Genomic DNA, 22,302 nt, shown 5'->3' with positions numbered 1-22,302 from the left:
CGTAGTTAGCCTTTGATAATGAACAAACTGAACAAAATTATTTGATAAAATGTTTCTCCTGTTTAAAAAACTCTTCAAGGGCAATGCGATCCGTTTTGAACGTCAAATCCTCTATTTTAATGTCTTCCAACTTAATAAGTCGAAAGGCCTGAAAAACATCCCCTTCTGTCTCATCAAAATCAAAAGCACATGTTTTAAAAGTTAGATTAAAAGGCATTTTATTGCGTACACGATAGTAAACGGAGATAATCTGACTATCATTAAAGTAAGAATGTTCATAAAAGTCGGTTGTATAAATATGATCTAATACCTCCACCTCTACCAAACATTCTTCCATATACTCCCTGCGTAAAGCGTCTCGCAATCCTTCTCCATATTCCAGTCCACCTCCCGGAAATTTACTAAAACGTTTACCATACTCTTGTTCATCACTGATCAGGATTTCGCCCTGCTCTGTCACAAGGATACCATACACCCGCACGTTAAATGGATACAATGCCTGCATGTTCTATTATTATTTCTTATAAATCGATGAAAGATCTTTAATTTCAATATGCTTAAAATCGACGGGCTGTCCCTCGCTTTGGAGTGCAATATAGCCACTTTTCAACAGTTTGCCATCGACTTTAATCGTTGGGTCATAACCATGTGCTACATCACCTCCAATCTGTGGTTTAGCATATTGTAGTACGGTATCCCCTTCAATAATATGGGTCACTAAAGAATCGCCTAAAACGATTAGCTCAGCATGAACCCACTGATCCCCATCGTACGTTTTTGAAGTTGAATTAAGACAATGCGAATCGGCGATTTTCCCTTTATATACGACATGAGTTCCCGGCGAGCACATATTACCGGTTGGCCTGGGCTTTCCATCCCCCAAGCCCCCCAGGAACTGCATCTCTACTGAAATAGGCCAGTCTTGCTCTTTTGGCATAGTACGAGGGTCTTGCGAATGGAACATTACTCCACTATTACGTAGCGTATAAGACGGAGCCCCTTTTTGTAACTCACCAACAAAACGATATGCTAATTTAAGGTGGTAATAGGCATAAGGGATTTTATAATATAAATGCCCGAATTGATCATTGAAATCGCCATATTGATCATATCGTACTTGTATGGTACTATCCCTTACCCGAAATGTATTCCCATAATTTTCGCCGAACTCATGATGATGAATTTTCACCATCCAATCATTGATATCCTTTCCGTTGAAAAGGGAGACCCATTCTTCTTTTTTTTGTTCATCTTCGCTTTCGGTTGCCGTATTCGATCTGCATCCCGCTGTTACCAAAATCCCCAAAAAAAGCAATGGAGCAATTATTTTTTTCATCCTGTTATTTTCTTTTTGATGGTTGATGAGAGCTCGGGTAAATAACCGAAGCGACAGCGAAGCTCATTGACACCTAAAAATGTAAATACTTGTCAATTGCCCTGTGTGTCCATTATTATTTACATCTCGGTTTCATCTGTATATAATTTTCTTTTTAAAAGTGATGAAGCTATCAGATTTATTCATCCCCTATGTGGTTTGAATAAACTATGATGAGCTCATAATTCAAATTTGATGGGCTGAAAATACGAAATTTAAAATATTCTATAGTATGCTAATCCCAATTCTCCAATTGCCGTATTAATTGAACATCAAAAGCAACCAAATTATTTTAATACAAAATCATCCCTCACCTTATGAAGCTCATATCTATTTCGTATCTTTATGCCCTTAAATATTTCATGTGCAAATAATTTGTCCTTTAAAGGCCATATGGAATATCCAGGTTATTTCATCTGTGTTTGTATTTGGCAAACATAGATATTCATGGGATTTTATATATTAACCTATGATAGCTTGCAATCTGGTAAAACACTATTGAATAGCACATTATCCAATAAAAAAATAGCGAGGAGATTTTGGATTACTTACAAGGATTGAACCCTTCACAACGGGCAGCAGTAGAACAAACAGATGGCCCTGTTATGATTGTAGCAGGAGCTGGATCGGGCAAAACGAGAGTCATAACCTATCGAGTAGCCCATCTAATACAAAAAGGCATTGATCCATTTAACATTTTAGTATTAACGTTTACCAATAAAGCCGCCAAGGAAATGCGCGAGCGGATCATGAAAGTAGTTGGAAATGAAGCTAAAAACATTTGGATGGGTACTTTTCACTCCGTATTCGCTAAAATCCTTCGTGTGGAGGCTCATCATATTGGCTATCCTGCCAATTTCACTATTTATGACACGGACGACAGTAAGAGCTTGATCCGATCGATTCTCAAGGAAATGCAGTTAGATGATAAACTGTACAATGCAAACTTTGTATATAATCGGATATCCGCGGCGAAAAACAACCTGATATCCGCTGCAGAGTATCAAAAGAATGCACAAATACAGGCTGAGGATCAATCGGGCGGAAGGGGTAATCTAGGTCAAATTTATCAAACCTATAGTCAACGCTGCTACAAAGCAGGTGCAATGGATTTTGACGATTTGCTTTTTAAAACCAATGTCCTGCTGAACCAACATCCGGAAGTACTTTATAAATATCAAACAAAGTTCAAGTATTTAATGGTTGATGAGTACCAAGACACCAACTTCTCACAATATCTGATTGTTAAAAGGCTAGCGGCAATCAACGAGAACATCTGCGTAGTGGGTGATGATGCTCAAAGTATTTATGCTTTCCGGGGCGCGAATATCCAGAATATTTTAAATTTTGAAAAAGACTATCCGGACTTAAAAGTTTTTAAGTTGGAGCAGAATTATCGTTCTACCCAAAATATTGTAAATGCCGCCAATAGTATTATCTCGAATAATAAAAATCAGTTAAAAAAGAACGTTTTCTCCGAAAACGAAACGGGCGACAAGATAAAAGTTGTACGGGCTTTCAGCGACAATGAAGAAGGAAAAATGGTAGCAGAAAATATTTTGCAAGACCGTTCCTTGCAATCGCTGCGTTTTAAGGATTTCGCCATTCTCTACCGTACCAACGCACAGTCGCGCGCCATGGAAGAGGCCTTACGAAAACTTAATATACCGTACAAGATATACGGAGGCACCTCCTTCTATCAAAGGAAAGAGATCAAAGATTTAATAGCCTACTTTCGACTTACTTTTAACCCCAACGATGAAGAAGCACTTAAGCGTGTCATTAATTATCCCAGACGGGGCATAGGTGACACCTCGGTAGAACGCATCTTTATTGCTGCAGATCAACATCAAAAAAGTATTTGGGAAGTCATTACCACCCCACAACAGTATTTGGACGGACGTACGGCAGCTGTTGTATATCCGTTTGGTTCCCTCATCCAAAGTTTCCAAGTGCTGGCGAAGAACAACAGTGCCTATGATACCGCTCTACATATCGCACAACATTCCGGTATATTGAAAGATCTCTATGAGGATAAATCCGTTGAAGGCCTAAACCGGTATGAAAACATTCAGGAATTATTAAATGGTATTAAAGAATTCAGTGAGCGTGAAGATATAGCAGAAAAAGGCCTAGATGTATTTATGCAGGATATTGCGTTATTGACAAATGACGACAATGATAAGAATCCGAATGCTGATACAGTATCACTGATGACAATTCACTCTTCGAAAGGGCTGGAATTTCCGCAGGTTTTTATCGTTGGACTTGAAGAAAACCTCTTCCCTTCGCAACTTGCCCTGAATTCACGTACGGAATTGGAAGAGGAGCGTCGGCTATTCTATGTGGCGATTACACGTGCTGAGAAGAAGCTGACCTTATCCTATGCAACATCGCGTTATCGTTGGGGAACGCTCAATAATTGTGAACCGAGTCGGTTTATAGATGAAATAGACCCCAGATACCTGGCACTGGATTTCAGTGCTCCTACAGCCTCTAAATCCAGCGGTGATGATGTTTTTGGTAAAGCAAGGACAGCTTGGTCGCAACCGCAATCACAAGACATCTTTACCAAACCCAAACCGAAAGTCGTACCCAAAACCACTTCCATTTTACCAAAAGCGCATCAACCCAGTGCCGGTTTCGCACCGTCTGATACCAGTAATTTGCAGGTGGGGATGGAAGTAGAGCATGAACGCTTTGGATTTGGGAAGGTAATTAATTTAGAAGGTAATAAACCGGACATAAAAGCAACTATTTTTTTTAAAGAATTAGGACAAAAGCAATTGTTGCTTAAATTTGCAAAACTTAGAATTGTTAATAATTAGGTTGCGAGTTATGTGTTGTGAGTTGTCAGCGATATCAGATCGGATATCTTCTTACTGCTCGCAACTAACAACCGGCAACTGGTAACTAAAGAAAATATGGAATTTGACTATAATAGCACACGAAAGAGATTAATATTGGCAGAATATGGCCGTAATGTTCAAAACATGGTGGCTTATATCTGCACCCTCCCCACGAAGGAAGAACGCAACCGGCACGCGCAGGTTGTCATCGACCTAATGGGCTTTTTAAATCCGCATTTAAGGGATGTATCGGATTTTAAACATAAACTTTGGGATCACTTGCACATTATCTCCGATTTCCAAATTGACGTAGATTCGCCTTATCCCAAGCCTACGCCAGGTGCTATACATGCAAAGCCGGAAACGTTGAATTATCCGCAGCATCGCATTAAATACAAGCATTACGGTTATATCATTGAGTTAATGATTGAAAAGGCCAAGAAGATTGAAGATCCGGAACGTAAAAAAACAATGGTACAGGCAATGGCCAATTTCATGAAAATGGCCTATGTAACCTGGAATAAAGATTCTGTCAGTGACGACCACATCGTTGACGATTTGAAAGAAATGTCAAATGGTCAATTAGTGCTCGATGAAGATGTGAACTTAACTAAACTGGAATTCAAAACACCGCCTCCAGGTAATCGCACAAAAAGTAATACTAGCAGTAACCAGCAAAGTGGTGGCGGCCAGAAAAACCGGCAGCAGCAGCATAAAAATCAGAATAATGGCGGTAACAAGAAGCGTAAACGTTTCTAAATCGCTATCCACATATTTTTAACAACCGGCCTGTATCTAACGATGTCAAGATAAAGGCCGGTTTAATTTTTATCGATTAGGATAGTTGAATGAATGCATTTGAAATTTACGGTGGAAAACCGCTGAAAGGAGAAATCACTCCGCAGGGAGCAAAAAATGAGGCGCTCCAAATATTATCAGCTGTATTGCTTACGCCCGAGAAAATGACGATCAGCAATATACCTGACATTAAAGATGTTAACAAACTCATCGAGCTTTTAGGTGATCTTGGAGTAGCTATCGAACGGATCAGTGATGACACCTATACATTTGAAGCAAAGAACATTAATATTGATTACTTCCAGTCAGAAGAGTTTAAAACTAAGGGAGGAAGCCTGCGCGGTTCTATTATGATCGTTGGCCCTCTACTCGCTCGTTTCGGCAAAGCTGCCATTCCTAAACCAGGTGGAGACAAAATAGGACGAAGGCGGTTGGACACGCATTTTTTAGGTTTTGAAAAACTCGGAGCTCGGTTTCATTATGATCAGGACAACCATTTTTTTAATATCGATGCGACTAATTTGCACGGAACTTATATCCTCTTGGATGAGGCATCCGTAACCGGCACGGCAAATATTGTGATGGCCGCTGTTTTGGCAAAAGGTACAACTACGATTTATAATGCCGCCTGTGAGCCCTATTTGCAACAGCTGTGCAAAATGCTCAATCGTATGGGCGCTAAGATTTCCGGTATAGGCTCCAATCTGTTGAGCATTGAGGGGGTCGACTATTTGACAGGAACGGAACACCGTATGCTTCCCGATATGATTGAAATAGGTTCCTTTATTGGTTTAGCCGCGATGACCGGGTCAGAAATCACCATTAAGGATGTTCATTTTGATGAGCTAGGGATTATTCCGACGGTTTTTGGTCGACTAGGGATAAAACTGGAAAGACGGGGCGACGACATCTATATTCCGGCCCAAGATTCGTACGAAATTGAGACCTTCATAGACGGTTCCATCCTCACCATCGCAGATGCACCTTGGCCAGGTTTTACGCCTGACTTGTTAAGCATTGTACTTGTCGTAGCTACACAAGCCAAAGGGAATGTGTTAATTCACCAGAAAATGTTTGAAAGCCGCTTGTTCTTTGTCGATAAGTTAATCGACATGGGCGCACAGATTATTTTATGTGATCCTCATCGCGCAACGGTCATCGGCTTGAATAAAGCATTCAAATTACGGGGAATCGAAATGACTTCACCCGATATACGTGCGGGAGTTTCCTTGCTGATCGCCGCCCTATCCGCTCAAGGAAGATCCGTTATTTATAATATTGAGCAAATTGAACGTGGTTATCAACACATTGATAAACGGCTCCTGGCGCTCGGCGCTCAAATCAAACGAATTGAAGGAAAACCACTGCATTGAACGATGTAAGGTATAAGGCGTAGGGCTTAAGGTAACCTTATACCCTCTACCTTATACCTTATACCCTATACCTCATACCCGCTTAAGCCTGACACCTCCTCTCATCTAACCAGCCGAAATAGCATTGATAATATCATATTGGGTTATGATCTCGAGCTTACCGCCCTCATCTTCCACCAATACGGCGTTATTATCTTTATTGATAAGTGATGAAAGTCGGTCAATTGAGGTATTGAGATCAACAAAAGGAAAAGGTGCCGTCATAATCTGTTGTACCTTTCCGGATTTCACACTTGGATTTTCCAAGAGTGCGTTCAATATATCCGATTCAGTGACTTTGCCGACCACCATTCCTTGTTGCGTAATAGGAATTTGTGATATATTGAGCGTTTTCATTGTATTAAACGTCTCGATTACAGACTGTTCTCCATCTACTGTTATAATCTCCTGTGGTCCCCTTTTCTTTAAAATGCGTTCCGCTGTCAATTTCTTGTCTTTAAGGAATCCTCGCTCCCGCAGCCAATCTTCATTAAACATTTTTCCCATATAACGGGAGCCATGATCATGAAAAATGACAACTACTAAATCCCCTTCCTTTAAGCTATCTTTTAACTGCAATAAGCCAGCAATGGCCGCGCCAGCGGAATTTCCAACGAAAATACCTTCCTGCCGTGCAATTTCGCGCGTCATCAACGCTGCATCCTTATCCGTCACTTTTTCAAAATGATCGATAACATCGAAATCAACATTTCGAGGTAAAAAATCTTCCCCTATCCCTTCGGTAATGTAGGGATAGATCTCGCTCTTATCGAAGACGCCTGTTTCCTTATATTTCTTAAACACCGATCCATAGGTATCAATGCCCCATATCTTGACGGCTGGATTTTTCTCCTTTAGATATTTCCCAGCGCCACTTATTGTGCCGCCTGTTCCAACACCAACCAATAGATGGGTAATTTTTCCGTCTGTCTGTTCCCATATTTCAGGGCCGGTCTGCTCATAATGCGCGTGGCTGTTGGAAAGATTGTCATATTGGTTTGGTTTCCATGCATTGGGGATTTCTCTCTCAAGTCTGCTCGAAACGGAATAATAAGAACGGGGATCTTCAGGCTCGACATTGGTCGGACACACAATCACCTCTGCCCCAAAAGCGCGCAGTGCATCTATTTTTTCCTTCGACTGCTTATCGGTCGTCGTAAAAACACACTTATAACCCTTAATAACTGCCGCAATTGCCAAACCCATTCCGGTATTACCCGATGTGCCTTCGATAATCGTTCCACCTGGCTTTAACAACCCGGCGCGTTCCGCATCCTCAATCATTTTGATAGCCATTCGATCTTTGATCGAATTACCTGGATTAGTTGTCTCTATCTTAGCTAATACAGTTGCCTTAACATCTTTGGTTAGCTTGTTTAACTTTACCAAGGGTGTATTACCGATTGTCTCCAGAATATTATTGTACCACATTCTCTACAAGTTTAATAGATTATATACAAACATAGCAATTTATAATAGCTAACAGAAATCGGCTTTCAGCTATCGGATTAATGCCGACGCTTGCTGCGCGCTGGCAACGGGACTAAAACTTCAAATGTTTCACTGTCAACCCGTTATTGATCAACTGTTTTAAAGAATCGATACCAATTTTTAAGTGGGTTTCAACAAAGTTTGCCGTTACGGACGAGTCACTTTCCTGCGTCTTTACACCTTCCGGAATCATTGGTTGATCAGACACCAACAACAATGCACCCGTCGGTATTTTATTAGCGAATCCAACTGTAAATATGGTAGCAGTTTCCATATCTACCGCCATTGCCCTTAAAGATTTTAGGTATTTCTTAAAATCCTTGTCATGTTCCCAAACTCTCCTATTGGTTGTATAGACAGTGCCGGTCCAATAGTCTAAACTATTATCCCGAATAGTAGTGGATATCGCTTTCTGAAGTGCGAAAGCAGGTAGAGCGGGCACTTCCGGAGGTAAGTAATCATTAGAAGTCCCCTCTCCACGAATCGCGGCGATCGGCAAAATCAAATCTCCAATACTATTCTTCTTTTTCAAGCCACCGGCCTTTCCTAAAAACAAGGCTGCTTTCGGTTGTATAGCGGAGAGTAAGTCCATAATGGTGGCTGCAACCGGACTTCCCATACCGAAATTGATAATTGTGATACCAGCGGCCGAGACACTCTGCATAGGCTTATCCAGGCCATAAATCGGTGCGTTATCATGCCATTCCGAAAACAATTTTACATAATGTGAGAAATTCGTCAATAAGATATATTCTCCAAATTCATTTAAGGGGCGCCCCGTGTACCGTGGCAACCAATTCTTTACGATATCTTCTTTATTCTTTAAACCGGGTTTTACCGCCGATTCAACTTCTTTTACTGTTTTAGTCATCGTTTTCTTTTTAGGAACCAGTTGAGTAGGGTGATAGTTGAGTGGTAACTTAACGACTCAACAACTTAACGACTCAACCCTCATAACAATATACAAAAAATCCCCCGTTTTGTGCGGGGGATTTTTTTAAGCTACGTGCAGCTTTTTCAAATCTGACTTCTCGAATTTTTGTTTTGCGTAATCGAGATTAATATAAAGCTCTCCACCGTCATCTTTTTCCCGCGAAGGGATTTCAAACATCGCGTCTAGCATAATGGCTTCGCATATCGCTCGAAGTCCTCTAGCCCCCAGTTTGAATTCGTTGGCTTTATCAACAATGAACTCGAATACCTCCGTATCAAATTGAAGATCGATATGTTCATAGTCAAACAATTTCTTGTACTGCTTGACCAGGGCATTCTTTGGTTCAGTGAGAATATTCAACAACGCTTCCCGATCCAACGGATTCAAATAGGTAATTACCGGTAAACGACCGATTAGCTCCGGTATTAATCCAAAAGCCTTTAAATCTTGAGGTGTAATGTATTTATAAAGATTATTTAGATCAATCTCGGCATGCTCGCTATTCATTTTATAGCCAACTGTTTGCGTACGCATACGGTTAGCAATTTTTTTCTGAATTCCATCAAAGGCACCGCCACAAATAAACAAAATATTGCTAGTATTCACGGCGATCATTTTTTGATCCGGATGTTTACGACCACCTTGTGGGGGTACATTTACAACCGTTCCTTCCAAGATTTTCAGAAGAGCTTGCTGAACTCCTTCGCCCGACACGTCTCGCGTAATCGACGGATTATCACTTTTACGGGCAATTTTATCAATTTCGTCTATATAGATAATCCCTCGTTCAGCGGAAGCTACATCGTAATCAGCAGCTTGAAGAAGTCGGGTCAGAATGCTCTCAACGTCCTCACCCACATAGCCAGCTTCTGTTAGAACGGTCGCATCACAAATACAAAAAGGCACATTTAATACTTTTGCAATTGTCTTTGCTAAAAGTGTTTTGCCGGTACCTGTTTCGCCAACCATAATGATATTGGATTTTTCAATCTCAATTTCATCCTTTTCCACCTTCTGATTCAATCGTTTATAGTGGTTATAGACCGCAACTGATAGCACTTTCTTGGCATCATCCTGGCCGATAACGTATTGATCGAGATGCGACTTTATTTCTGCTGGCTTTAATAACTTAAGTGCGGCCTGCACACTCTTATTTTTACGCAATGTCAGCTCCTCAGCTAAGATCTCGTTCGCTTGGGCGACACACCGATCACAGATGTGTGCATCATTGCCTGCAATAAGCATCAAGGTCTCTGACTTGCGTAAACCACAGAATGAACAAGTAACTTCTCTCGGGTTCTTTGCCATTTTATTTATCTTTCTTTCCTAATAACACTTCATCGATCATTCCGTTTTCCTTTGCTTCGCCCGACGTCATCCAAAAGTCGCGGTCTGATGCCTTTTCTACCCAATCATAAGACTGTCCGGAATGATCAGCAATTATCTGATATAATTCTTTTTTAAGCTTTAACATCTCACGTAGATTGATTTCCATATCAGCAGCAACACCTTGTGCACCACCTGAAGGTTGATGAATCATTACACGTGAATGTTTTAGCGCAGCGCGTTTTCCTTTTGCACCTGCAACTAGCAATACAGCACCCATAGAAGCAGCCATGCCGGTACAGATAGTAGCTACATCCGGTGAAATATATTGCATGGTATCATAGATACCCAAACCTGCATAAACGCTACCACCTGGTGAGTTGATATAGATTTGTATGTCTCTATGTGCATCAGCAGATTGTAAAAACAATAACTGAGCTTGAATTATATTAGCCACCTGATCGGTTACAGCATCTCCTAAAAAGATAATTCTATCCATCATCAAACGCGAGAAGACGTCCATTTGGGCGACGTTTAGCTGGCGTTCTTCAATAATATAAGGAGTCAGCGACACCGGCATTTGTTGCTCTACCCGATTGATAAAACTATCCACATGTTGACTTCCTATACCGTGGTGTTTAACAGCGTATTTTCTAAATTCATTTTTATCTATACTCATGATTTTTGCCTTTTGCCTAGCTAATATATAAGATTAATTCTAGAATCTCGAATGATAGCTTGCGTGAATACTATTTTTTTACTTTCAGGTATCAAAGAATGCGCCAAGCATTCTTAACACGACATTGAACGATCAAAACTGACAGAATGCCTTATCCGAAATAAAAAACTGACAAAATATAACTTAGCGACAATAGAAAAAGCCACCCATTTTTCAAACGGATGGCTTTCTAAAAAATTATGCGACTTACTTTAATTCCAGGAACTTATTATAGTCTATTTCTTTTTTATTCAGCTTCACGACACCTTTTAAGAAATCAAAAACCTTCAAGGCTTTTACCTCTTCGAACAGTCTGTTCGCCTGTTCCTTATCCTGCAGAAATTGAACCGTATACTGCGCTAGTTGTTCTTCGCTGATTGGCTCGGGACTGTACATTTTAAATTGGGCCGCGATACGCTCCTTAGCTAATTTAAAAACTTCTTCGTATTTGATTTCAAGCTTATTTTCCGTAATGATTTTATTTTCAATCAAGGTCCACTTTAAATTTTTAACAAAATCGTCGTAGCCTTCTGAAAGTTCTTCATCGGTCAATTTCTCGTTAGTCGCTTTTAACCATTTTCTCAGGAACTCATCAGGAAATTGTACATTCACTTTTTCCATTCCCAAGTTGTAAAGGTCTTGTTGTAAACGTTGATCAGAATTTTGAACAAGCATCGACTCAACCTCTGAAGTGACACGAGCCTTAAACTCTTCTTCGGTTTTCACTTCATCTTTACCAAAAAGTTTATCAAAAAGCTCTTGGTTTAAATCAGCTTCCTCCAAGCGGTTTACATTTTTCACAACCAACTTGAAAGTTCCTTCGGTTAAAGCTGCTGCCTCCTCTTCCGTTATATTCAAGATGCGCGCTATCGTATCGTCTTTGAATGCTTTTTTTAAGTCGATTTTAACCTCATCGTCTTTTTTAAGCCCGATCAAAGACTTTTTTATCTTTTTATCATCTACAAGATCCGTACGCACGGAAGCTGTATTCGATATTCCGCCTTCTAAAGCATTTCCGCTAGCATCTAATTGCGTTAATGTGCTATATAAAACATCTCCATCTTCTGACACTTCCGGATTCGTCATTTTTCCATAGCTCTTACGAAGATTTTTGATACGCGAAGCCAAGGTTTCATCATCTACCTTAATATCATATTGGGTCACCTTGTCTTTTTCACTAAATGGCACTTCAAAAGCCGGTGCCAAACCAATTTCGTATTGAAATTTAAACTCATCATTGAAATCCCAATTATAAGAAGACTCAGAGCCCTCTTTTGGAAGCGGTTGACCAAGCACCTCTACTTTATTCTCCGTAAGATAGTTATTTAAACTATCGCTTACCAGCCGGTTAATTTCATCAAAAAGAATCGCTTTACCATAAGTCTTTTTGATGTGGGAAGCCGGCACCATGCCAGGACGGAACCCCGGGAGCTTAGCCTTTTTTGCTTGTTCCTTTATTGCTTTGTTTACACGATCCGTGTAATCTGCAGGGGTAATTTCTACATTGATAACTGCATTCAGGTCGTCTACTCTCTCCTGTGAAATGTTCATTAGTTGCGTTTTAATATGCTTAATACAAAAATTCCTCCCGATATTGTCGGGAGGAATCAAGTGCGGAAGAAGGGACTCGAACCCCCACGCCTCTCGGCGCCAGATCCTAAGTCTGGTGCGGCTACCAATTACGCCACTTCCGCAGTACTTAGTGTTATTTTGGACTGCAAAACTAACACATTAAGGCATTCCCTCCAAATATTTTTTAAACAAAATATTCAAAAAAAGTTAACACATTGATAATAGGAGCATTAATTTTCTTCAACTAAGGCTCTTACAATATGCTTTCAATTGTTCGTCCAAAAGAACTGCGGTAACAGCACCTGTTTCAATGGCCGCCCGCGGCATTACATCAACCAATGCGGCACTCGGATCCTGTACAAGGGTCTTGCCGCCATACTTGTAAACAGCTCGTAGGCCTTCGGCGCCGTCCCTATTGGCTCCTGACAATAGGATTGCCACCAGTGATTTTTTATAAACTTCGGCGGCACTTTGCATGCTGACATCAATAGACGGCCTACAGTAATGGACTGGTTCTGATGCGTCTAAAGATATACTGCGATCTTTTTCAATTAATAGGTGATATCCTGCTGGCGCAAAATAAACTGTACCTGCTTGTATTGTTTCCTTTTCTTCTGCCGATTTCACCCGAAGTACACATTTATGCTGTGCCATTTGTTCCAACGAGCTTGCATACTTTTCGTTTCGGTGAACAATGACCAACACCGCAAAGCCGACATCTTCCTTCAAGCTAGACAACAAATCCATTAAAAGCATCATTCCTCCCGCTGAACAAGCGATGATTAACAATTCAATGCTAACGTCTTTATTTTGCATACCCCACGATAAAAATAAAAATAGTTAGTCAAAATAGGTAAATTCTCAAGGATCCTACATTAAAAATGAAGGTTTTTCTTAATCAACTTTTCTGGCGTTGTAGACTATTACACCTGATTGCAAAAGGGCGAGCATAATGTAACGGATGCCTCCTATTTAATGGGTTACAAGTATGTTCATCATTTCAGTAAAGCTTTCAAGAAAAAATACGGCTTCACGCCAAAAATATCGGGAAATAGACATTTCGTACCACCAAAAAACCTTTTAGTGTAAGAAAAACACCTTTCTGTGTAAAAATTTCTTTATCCTGAAAAAAAACGATTTACTTCGTATCAGTTTTTATATCAAAAGGCACTTACTTTCATTTTACACATTAGGTTAGGTTGATTAAAAAACAGTAGTTTTACCTCACTTCCCCAAAGTGAGGTTTTTTTATGCCCGATAATGTCGACCAATACGGCTTCATATTAAACCTCAGGGAGAAAAGCGGGGTTATAAACAATCTCCCAAAGATGACCGTCCGGGTCTTGGAAATATCCTGCATAACCGCCCCAAAAAGTATCGGAAGCAGGCTTAATGACTCTTGCACCCGCATTATCAGCATGCTCCATAATGAAATCCACTTCTTCTTTACTGCTAACATTATGTCCGATTGTAAATTCGGTAGCGGAAGAATGTTGCAACCGGATACCCGTGTCATGCGCTATACTCTTCCTTGGCCAAATTGCCAGCTTTACACCGCTTTGAAGATCAAAGAACGCTACTGCGCCATGCTCAAACTCTTGCCCTATAATTCCGTCCGAAGGTAAGCCCAGGCCTTCATGATAAAATTGGTACGATCTCTCGAGATCGTCCACACCAATGGTTAATACAGAAATTCTTGGTTTCATTTTTTCTATGTTATAAAACGTCTTCTTCGCTTTTATCCGTTAATTGACTAAACAGAAGGCTCGCTTATTATCAATTTTACATGATGCCTTATACAGTTCCAAACAATTGTCTTGCGGATATGTGCGTGGAATAAAAATAATAATCTTTAATAACTTGTCGTAGGACTTGTCTCCTTAACCAATTAAAGGATCTCAATAAATGGTGTCATTTAAATGAGGTAAGTTAGCTCATAACTGGCTGAAAAGAATTCTTTTGAAGTTTACCATGAATTAACGAATCGTCCGAAACAGCTATTTGGGGATATGAAAAAGGCAGCAAGTTAAAAACTTGCTGCCTTTCGGTTTTAGTACCCTTCAGGGGGAATACTTTCAACATTTGGAAAGCTTTTTACGGCTTATAGAGCCCATTGTACAAGATTTAAAAGTCAAAGGTTTTATAAAATAATGCAAACAATATGGAGATTCCTTTCAATTATTTGGTTTGGAGCAACCTTAAGAGGTCTAGCTTTCAACCGAAAAAATTGACAATGCAAAATTTATTTATTAAACAAAGGTCAAGTCTACGGCAGTTTCAGGGAAACTGTAGCAAGCTGAATTGTTGGCAAAACGCGGATATACACCTTGCCATACCTTAAGATACCTGTTGCCGTTCCAAACATTTTTTCATGATTCGAAATAAATTTCAAAATATAAAATTTTCTCGGACTCTACATTATAGTCAGCATTGCTAGGATATTCATTAATATTTTCTCCCACTGGCATCTGGCTCCAAAATCATATTGAAGCAAATAATGAAGATATTTTTAGATTTCTATTATCGCTCGTATAAACTCCTTTACGCTTAGTACCTTGATAAATTTTCTTTACAGATGAGGATATAATATGTTGTACATATAGCAACAATTCATTATTAGGCACAGCATACATCAATCCTCTTGCACCTTCAAATGTGCAGTTTATAGCACTAAGAATTTGCCCAAACCGTAGAGCTTTTACGATATCATCCTTATTAATGGGAAAAGACGAATTATTCTTATAAAACAATGTCTTAATTATTCCCGCTGTGCACCAATCTCCTGCCCCCGCAGAATCTATAACATTATCAATAGAATAGCTTTCCAAATGCGTCCATTCACTTTCGCCCTTAAGTCTGAATTTTAGACCGCTTTCACCCATAGTTTGTATTTCTAAAGGCACTCGACCAATAGGGTACATTTTGTCATAGTCGGATATCCTATCATTTGAAAACTTAACCACATCAGTTATTTCAAGGCATTCATTGAAGCCCTTAATATCTTTTGCACTAGAAGGTTCAAAAAAAACTATTGCGCCATTTCCCTTGTACGACTTTGCTAAATCTATAGCGCCTCTATTTATGCGATCAAAATAAAAAACATTAGAAGCCGGTATACGTTCAACTAGTCCTTTTACTGACTTGGCTAGACATGGCTTATAAGACGGTAGATAACTTCCATCTTCTGGGTTTCTGAATTCAAACTTATGCTTAGGAGCCCCCTCCTTGTCTCTCAGAATACGATGTATAATTATTGGGGTACTACCATCACTAGTTGCTGTTATCAAATCATCCTTCACATTCCATTTATGTAGGTCTTGAAGCAACATTTCCGCAGCAACATTATTAGATAATCTGGCGATTGGGAAGCACTTCCAACCAAAATACGATAAAATAGTTATTACATTACCACAAGATCCTCCAGCCCAAAATTGTGCTGGAACATCATGCTCGTTACTAATAACCACATCAAGTGCTACAAGACCAGTCCCAATACATACGGGGTTAGACAATATTTCAGCTTTCATCATAAGGATCTCCAGTTAGCCAAATTACAAAAAGTTCGCTACTTTCTTTCAACATTTTTAATTCTTCAAAATCTTCAATTTCATAACCTTGAGAATCAACATTAAGGACACCAACACCAATACAACCTATAAGCTCGTAAGCAGTGAGAAGTGTACCTATAGAAAGAAGTTTGCTTGAAAAAGTAGATATCACAGCCTTACATCCTCCTAATGATCTTAACGACTTGTTGTAATTGATTATTGCCTTAATTAACCTTCCATATGCTTCAAAAGGATTTTGCTCAGGTACGTACATCAGGTTTTGAGGCTCTATACTAAGCTTATCGAAGAGCAACTGATGATAGTCTTTTATTAGAGCATCTGACCTCCTGGGATTTTTTGAGGGAAATGGTAGTACAGGACAAATCTCATTGGGATTTATATGCGAATGGGCACGTTCCAAATGTTCGTTTTTATCCTCACCGAGTATTGGAAACCATATTACTGGTTCATCCGATAACGATGACAACTCTAAAGTACCTCCAAACCCATGCAGGTAGCCAACATCTTCGTCAATGCCTTTTTCTTTTATTTTTACATCTATCGATGCGTTCTCGGATACCACAACAAAAAGATTCGGTACTTTTTTCTCAAGATAAGTATCTATAAAAGTCAAGAATTTACCCACAAGCGAAAAATAAACACCACGAGGAAGCGCACTGATATCAATAATTATATCAGTGAAGTCTTTAATTTGATCGATCGAACTTAATATGTGTGCAGCTTGCCTGTCTCCAATCCGCTTCTTTTTGGTTTTAGACTTGCTATTCCAAAGGGCAATCTTTTTTGATGACACTTTGCTTGGATCAATAATCTCATAAAGTTCTTTTAAGTTCTCATCTACATAGGGTTGATATTTATGAGAATTAGAGCCTAGACCTTCTTCAAATTCGATTAACCAGCATTCCATTTCAGTTTCTGGACTGGCTTCTAATAAGCATTTTAAAGCTATATTCATCCTAACATCAAAACCTTTGCCCAAGATAAAAAGGGGTTTACGGTCTCTAGAAGAAAAATGTTCTTTCCAAAAGTTTACGGTATTTTTTCCCCTGACAAAAACAGAGGGATCCCAACGAAGTTTATTTATGTTTTTGTCCATTTGAGTAATTCATCGGTATATTTATGTCTCCATCCCCCATAGGCAAAAGGAAGGTTAAATTTTAAGCACAGCCATCGATTCAAATAGTAGACCTCCCACTTCTTTCCTTTCTCCCCCTGATTAACATCCTTTATTTCCAATAAATTGAAAGCTACACAAGTGGATATAACATTTACTAAAGGCATATAAGCCTCATCTTCATACCAATTGGCATTTTTATCGAATATGTTTTTATTATGCTTTATCGCAAATCCGGTAACTCCCGGTGCATAAGGTGCATTTGGTTTATACGTATCTTTATTACACGCTTCTGCCAATTTATTAAGAAATGCCACAATATTATTTGAGTATGGGACTATTTTCGATATCTCCTCCCATTTTTTGTTTGCAACATCTATTAATATTTTTTGCTGACGTTTTGTCCCGATATTTATATGATTGCCCGACAATCTATTCGACAGCATTTCTTCGAAAATATCCCCAGAAAATGAAAGAAATTGCTCAATATTATTAGATGAAAGTTTCACAATATCACCAAAACCATAATAATAAGGTATCTTCGATTTCTGCGATAAAAATAACTTAGACGTCGCCTCTATATCCGACTTAAATTTATCAAGTAGTTCTTCCTGGGTGAGAGGAAACTCAAATGCAAGCTGACTTTTACCAACGTTCCTATTTATTAAAATTTCTAGCTTCTTATATAAAATAGCCCTTTCTAATGGCGTGGCTTCAGTATTTTCAACATATGCCAACCACTTATCAAATTTATTGGTGAAAGACGTGATCTTCAGAATACTGCTTTTGGTTTCTTGAACGGATTCCAAAAATTCATCTCGAAGAACTTCTTCTTCAAGTTCGTTTTCTAAATACTCTTTGAATGAATTGACGTCTTCAGTAGAACTTGCGGCCCGCTTATCAGCAATATTTGCAAGAACTTTTTCGAATTTACCTTGATGGTCACTCCAAAACCTCTCAAGATTAAGTACCTCATAATCCCTACCTATGTACGACCTTAAATTATCCATTGCATCCAAGGCCTCCAATCTCTCCGATACCCATATACTAAAACTTCCCCGCCGTTCAATTATATACTTCTTTAGCGATATACGTTGTGACGTCGATAATTTATGTCCATCATCAATCATGAACAAGAACCTACAATGGATTGGCGCCCCATTTATGGTAAAATACTCCGGTTTTAGTACGGTCAGGGAGAACAATTCATCATGGCCTTGAGGTTGTAAATGCTCTAATGGCAGAAAACTATCAATAGCTTGATAAACTTTTCTTTCAATATTAGATGCCCAAGCATATAGCTCTTTGCCCGTACAGGGCCTTGGCAAATCCTTAAAATAATTTTCCCTATCATCAAAGCTGTAGGAAATATCCTCTAAAACTTCATTAAAACTAGAATTGGATGATGCATAATCAACAATAGCTCGTAGAGTTGCTAAAAAAATACGAGAGTTTAGAAGCGAAAAAAAATATCGAATCTTTTGAGCGTTTGATATATCCAATTCTTCTAAAATTTCATAGTTTCTAGTACATACAAGAGTGACACCTAGGGTGGCTATATTATGTTCCCCCAACACGTCCAATCTGCGCAGTGTATTATATAGAACTTTGTAATCAGCGGCGGATCTACTATTTAATAATGCATTTAAAGTCCCTGGTTCAAAAACTCTCAACAGAGATGTCTTTCCTGCCCCTGGAGAACTATGGATATACATTACATTATTCCACAGCTTTCCATCCTTATGTTTCTCGCATAAGGCATCTAACACAATCGGACTATACAATCGTAAAAAACTCACGTCAGACTCTATTTTTTCCGACGCACGTAATCTAAATGGATTTCTAAGCCTACTCATCTTTATGTCTTGTTACTCTAGGAAATAAGCCTATATATTTTTTATCCTCTGGAAACCATAGTATCGGCAGAGAATTGTTTGGAGTGTTATGATTTAACACCAGAGGCAAACTACATTCGTTAAAACCCAAATGAGGATCATCATGTTTACCCATTTTATAATGGGAATCATTTATCTGATCATCATAATATTTTTTAATTGAGTTCACAAAGTTGGTTTCCTTTAGAACATTATCTTTAATATTCTGTTCCAAAAGCTGAACTGTCCCGATGGTGAATTGAAAGTTATAAGAAGGATATTCCGTTTTGAATGCAATGATGTTATCATTAAGCTTTTTAACAGCATCTTCTGTAGCAATATAGAAAATAATATGGATATCCAACCTTTCCGAAGGTTCTATTAAATCAGAAAATTTTATATCTGCATCGTGACCGTAAATCGAATTGATGAACTTATATATTTTACCGCCCCATTTATTATCTTTTTTTCGGAAATAACTAGTTCCGCTAGCTGTAAAATCATCGATTAAGAAAACCGTATTAAACCTCTTTTTGATACCAGATTTTTTCAGTTCACCCAGCATGTCGGTGATTTTATCATTGGAAATTGAATAGGTTGACAAAACCTGTTCGTTGCTAATCCTAGTATAACTTCTTCGAAGCTGGTCAATTCTGGAACCATCACTTAACCCAATGAACAAGGACCTTCTCAGAATTGATTTATAGTGTGTACTCTTTGCTATCTTACGTACAAGGTACTTACTGATACCAATACTTGTTGCAGTCTTATCAACAATTACTGGGTTAATCTTCTCGGCATAAGTAATATTAACAAGATGTGTAATTTGGTTATTGGAAATAAAAATTAAGTGGTCTTTTATAAAATCGTATGCCCATCTTCTTTCCTCTATATGTTCAAATTGAGAAAGCCATTTCACTAAACTCTCGATAAACCTCGTTCCGGGAGAAAACTGCTGATATTCATCATATTTAAAATTGGCCAACGCCTGTAACAAGGGTCTTTCTTTCGAAATCTCTTCAGGTGACCAATCCATTATTTTAACCAATAATTTTTCTGCGAGAGCCGACCTCATTTAATATCTATTTTAAACCCTTCATTATTAAAATCCAAGGAAGATAAGTAATAAAGCGCTGCTTTTAAATTTTTTAATCCAGGTAATGCTAAATTCCAGCAAGTTGAATCAATTGAAGAAACCTCATCTACACTTAGCGAAAACGAGGAAGAAAGAAGTCGGTAGTCATTACCTGGCCAACTGCCCTTATCGCCTATACATAAACAATTGCCCGTCTTATTCTTCTTTTTTGCTGCTAAAATACAGTACTCAACAACGTTCAGCTTAGATGTAACAGATTGATCGATTATATCCATTGAATGACTTGACTCCAATATCTGTACATTAGGAATATTCTGTTGCATTATCAGTTGAATAATTGTTGACCTAACTTTTGGCCAATCCCTTTTATCGCCAATTTCTATAGTCAATTGGTTTGGCTTGATCTCTGGAATTATCTCATATAGAAAGTTATATTCTTTTAGCAAATCAAATATAACCTGCAATGTACTGCTTATTTTTTTTGTTTTGTCCGGTATTGACTCATCGTCTAACAAACCTATATCGCTGCCATTATAATACCCTATAATTACTTGACACCAATATTCTTTTGGAATACATTTTTGCAAATCTGTTCTGACTGATTTCCCTCTTCCTGTAGCGATACCGATTACTATCCCGTTTTCAAGTATATTAATTAACTGACGTGAGGTCTCCTTCTCTATCCCATGAAACCTATTTTCGGCAGAGCATATCGTACCGTCATAATCAAATATAATTGATCCATATATGGTACTTTTTAACTTCACCTTAAACTCATGGTAGGCTTTATGCCAATATTTTTTTTCTTTTTGAGTTAAAAGATCATATGCAGGTAAGTTAGCCTTTCTGGTTATTGCTATTTTCTCATTCCATGATATATCACCTATCTTTTTGTAGAAACTACTGTATTTTAAATGATATAACTTGCTTCCGAAATCAGGCACACCTGGTCGTCCTGGGTCGATACCTTGAATTTGTCCTATTCTTTTTATGAAATGAAAAGATTTAATAAGCATATCAATACTGGCAAAACCATCAGAATGCTTAGAGTTAATTCTCAGTACAGGGATATCTTGCGGTAAAAGAGCAAGTGTCTTATCGGTAATTTTTTTCTCTTCCGGAGTTACCAATGCAATAATTGCTGATTTAGCCTTTCTTTTATCGAACCAATGGTGGCGTCCGTGACCAAAATTTCTGACGTCTGACAACAATACATCTGAGAGTGCAGCCTCTGCCAGTTTTGATTCCAAGTCCACAGCTACGGGTTGGCCCCAACCTGCATATAATATCGTAAACGTAAAATCAGGAGTTACTTTATCTATAAAACTATCTAACTCTCCATAGAAAGGATCATCAGAATCTATCGTGATTTCATCTAAGTTCTGTTCAATATGAAAGGCCTTATATAAAATTCCGAAAAAAGCTACCAAACTATTTGTTGCAAGAAAGCCATCCTTTCCAGTGGACAACTGGAAATCATAGTGTTTCCCAATTGAGTTTTCAGCGCTCAATCTCGCGAGCGGAGTATTCTTTTTCATACATAAGCTAAACACACTGTTTGGCTCATATTCAATGGCAGTTTTATACCCGAAAAGTATATCATTATTTCTACCACTCGCACTTATAAATAAGACATTTGAATTTCTCAATGCATTTCTCGAATAGTATAGTTCTAGTGGCGTTATAGGTTTTGACATTACTCCATCATGCTGATATAATAAGGCGGCATAATAACACGCACTTAGTGAACCTCCTGAACCCACAACAAATAGGGGACATTTATTAACATTTGAAAGATCTCTTTTCAACAGATCAACATCCTGTTTAAAAGACCACTCCAATGTTTCATTTATTTTCTCTATTTCTTTAGTAAACGGTTTTCCCATACATTACAAATGTACCTTTTTTCCTCGCTAAAAATTTCTGATATTCTCTTCGACTCCGAATAATTTTTCAATATTTAGATTGATGTTACATTTGAGCTCATATCTTGCAAATTCTGCCGTTCGCTAACAAAACAAAAAAAACAGGCGGCCAACTCCCTTGCTCCTACCTCCTTTTCTCAAAATTTGCCAATCGGCGAAAAATGGCTTTTTCTTTCCGATGGGTGACACAGCTATTTAAATTTGTGAAAAGGGATCCTGCCGTTGAAGCTGAGGAACCAATGACCCGCT

General features: G+C 38.6%; 17 protein-coding genes and 1 tRNA gene. 3 read left to right on the top strand and 15 right to left on the bottom strand.

What is annotated here, in order from left to right:
* Positions 1-37: 37 nt before the first annotated feature.
* Together E0E36_RS18675 and E0E36_RS18670 are read right to left on the bottom strand one after the other, a co-directional pair.
* Positions 38-505, bottom strand: coding sequence for an NUDIX domain-containing protein (locus E0E36_RS18675; RefSeq protein WP_013666199.1), 468 nt, complete (start codon positions 503-505; stop codon positions 38-40).
* 9 nt (positions 506-514) lie between these two features.
* Positions 515-1,336 (bottom strand): 3-keto-disaccharide hydrolase, encoded by an 822-nt coding sequence (locus E0E36_RS18670; protein WP_130857305.1) that lies wholly within the window; start codon positions 1,334-1,336, stop codon positions 515-517.
* Between the two features lie 578 nt (positions 1,337-1,914).
* Between E0E36_RS18670 and E0E36_RS18665 the strand changes: the two genes are divergently transcribed.
* From E0E36_RS18665 to murA, 3 genes are all read left to right on the top strand, one after another.
* Complete coding sequence (locus tag E0E36_RS18665; RefSeq protein WP_130857304.1) at positions 1,915-4,203, top strand: ATP-dependent helicase; 2,289 nt, start codon at positions 1,915-1,917, stop codon at positions 4,201-4,203.
* Positions 4,204-4,299: 96 nt separating this feature from the next.
* On the top strand, positions 4,300-4,983 hold the full coding sequence (locus E0E36_RS18660) for a DUF4290 domain-containing protein (protein ID WP_013666196.1): 684 nt from the start codon (positions 4,300-4,302) through the stop codon (positions 4,981-4,983).
* An 89-nt stretch (positions 4,984-5,072) separates the two neighbouring features.
* Positions 5,073-6,395: a UDP-N-acetylglucosamine 1-carboxyvinyltransferase gene (gene murA, locus E0E36_RS18655; RefSeq protein ID WP_130857303.1), complete on the top strand. Its 1,323-nt coding sequence runs from the start codon at positions 5,073-5,075 to the stop codon at positions 6,393-6,395.
* A gap of 105 nt (positions 6,396-6,500) precedes the next feature.
* Here the strand turns inward: murA and E0E36_RS18650 are convergent, their stop codons facing one another.
* From E0E36_RS18650 to E0E36_RS18590, 13 genes are all read right to left on the bottom strand, one after another.
* Positions 6,501-7,865 (bottom strand): pyridoxal-phosphate dependent enzyme, encoded by a 1,365-nt coding sequence (locus E0E36_RS18650; RefSeq protein WP_130857302.1) that lies wholly within the window; start codon positions 7,863-7,865, stop codon positions 6,501-6,503.
* 112 nt (positions 7,866-7,977) lie between these two features.
* Positions 7,978-8,796 (bottom strand): AMP nucleosidase, encoded by an 819-nt coding sequence (locus E0E36_RS18645; protein WP_130857301.1) that lies wholly within the window; start codon positions 8,794-8,796, stop codon positions 7,978-7,980.
* Positions 8,797-8,922: 126 nt separating this feature from the next.
* Positions 8,923-10,167, bottom strand: coding sequence for an ATP-dependent Clp protease ATP-binding subunit ClpX (gene clpX, locus E0E36_RS18640; RefSeq protein WP_013666192.1), 1,245 nt, complete (start codon positions 10,165-10,167; stop codon positions 8,923-8,925).
* A gap of 1 nt (position 10,168) precedes the next feature.
* Positions 10,169-10,864, bottom strand: coding sequence for an ATP-dependent Clp endopeptidase proteolytic subunit ClpP (gene clpP, locus E0E36_RS18635; RefSeq protein WP_013666191.1), 696 nt, complete (start codon positions 10,862-10,864; stop codon positions 10,169-10,171).
* A 246-nt stretch (positions 10,865-11,110) separates the two neighbouring features.
* A complete protein-coding gene (tig, locus tag E0E36_RS18630; RefSeq protein ID WP_130857300.1) occupies positions 11,111-12,454 on the bottom strand; it encodes a trigger factor in 1,344 nt (447 codons plus the stop codon).
* A gap of 61 nt (positions 12,455-12,515) precedes the next feature.
* Positions 12,516-12,597 (bottom strand) — tRNA-Leu (locus tag E0E36_RS18625).
* Between the two features lie 118 nt (positions 12,598-12,715).
* On the bottom strand, positions 12,716-13,291 hold the full coding sequence (locus tag E0E36_RS18620; protein WP_130857299.1) for a chemotaxis protein CheB: 576 nt from the start codon (positions 13,289-13,291) through the stop codon (positions 12,716-12,718).
* A gap of 467 nt (positions 13,292-13,758) precedes the next feature.
* The gene (locus tag E0E36_RS18615; protein WP_013666188.1) at positions 13,759-14,181 is read right to left on the bottom strand and encodes a VOC family protein; all 423 of its coding nucleotides are present in this window, start codon (positions 14,179-14,181) and stop codon (positions 13,759-13,761) included.
* Between the two features lie 774 nt (positions 14,182-14,955).
* Positions 14,956-16,005, bottom strand: a complete 1,050-nt coding sequence (locus tag E0E36_RS18610) for a carbohydrate kinase family protein (protein WP_130857298.1) — start codon at positions 16,003-16,005, stop codon at positions 14,956-14,958.
* Positions 15,992-17,140 (bottom strand): hypothetical protein, encoded by a 1,149-nt coding sequence (locus E0E36_RS18605; RefSeq protein WP_130857297.1) that lies wholly within the window; start codon positions 17,138-17,140, stop codon positions 15,992-15,994. The genes E0E36_RS18610 and E0E36_RS18605 overlap by 14 nt, the downstream gene beginning before the upstream one ends.
* Positions 17,125-19,014, bottom strand: coding sequence for an ORC-CDC6 family AAA ATPase (locus E0E36_RS18600; protein ID WP_130857296.1), 1,890 nt, complete (start codon positions 19,012-19,014; stop codon positions 17,125-17,127). Before E0E36_RS18600 ends, E0E36_RS18605 begins: the two co-directional genes overlap by 16 nt.
* Positions 19,007-20,068 carry a phosphoribosyltransferase-like protein gene (locus E0E36_RS18595; protein WP_130857295.1) on the bottom strand — a complete coding sequence of 354 codons (1,062 nt, stop codon included), beginning with the start codon at positions 20,066-20,068 and terminating at the stop codon, positions 19,007-19,009. The genes E0E36_RS18600 and E0E36_RS18595 overlap by 8 nt, the downstream gene beginning before the upstream one ends.
* 35 nt (positions 20,069-20,103) lie before the next feature.
* The gene (locus tag E0E36_RS18590; protein WP_130857294.1) at positions 20,104-22,014 is read right to left on the bottom strand and encodes an HAD hydrolase family protein; all 1,911 of its coding nucleotides are present in this window, start codon (positions 22,012-22,014) and stop codon (positions 20,104-20,106) included.
* Positions 22,015-22,302 lie beyond the last annotated feature (288 nt).

This window comes from Olivibacter jilunii (assembly GCF_900607235.1).
Taxonomy (GTDB): domain Bacteria; phylum Bacteroidota; class Bacteroidia; order Sphingobacteriales; family Sphingobacteriaceae; genus Olivibacter; species Olivibacter oleidegradans.
This window is presented reverse-complemented; position numbering and strand designations above follow the sequence as displayed.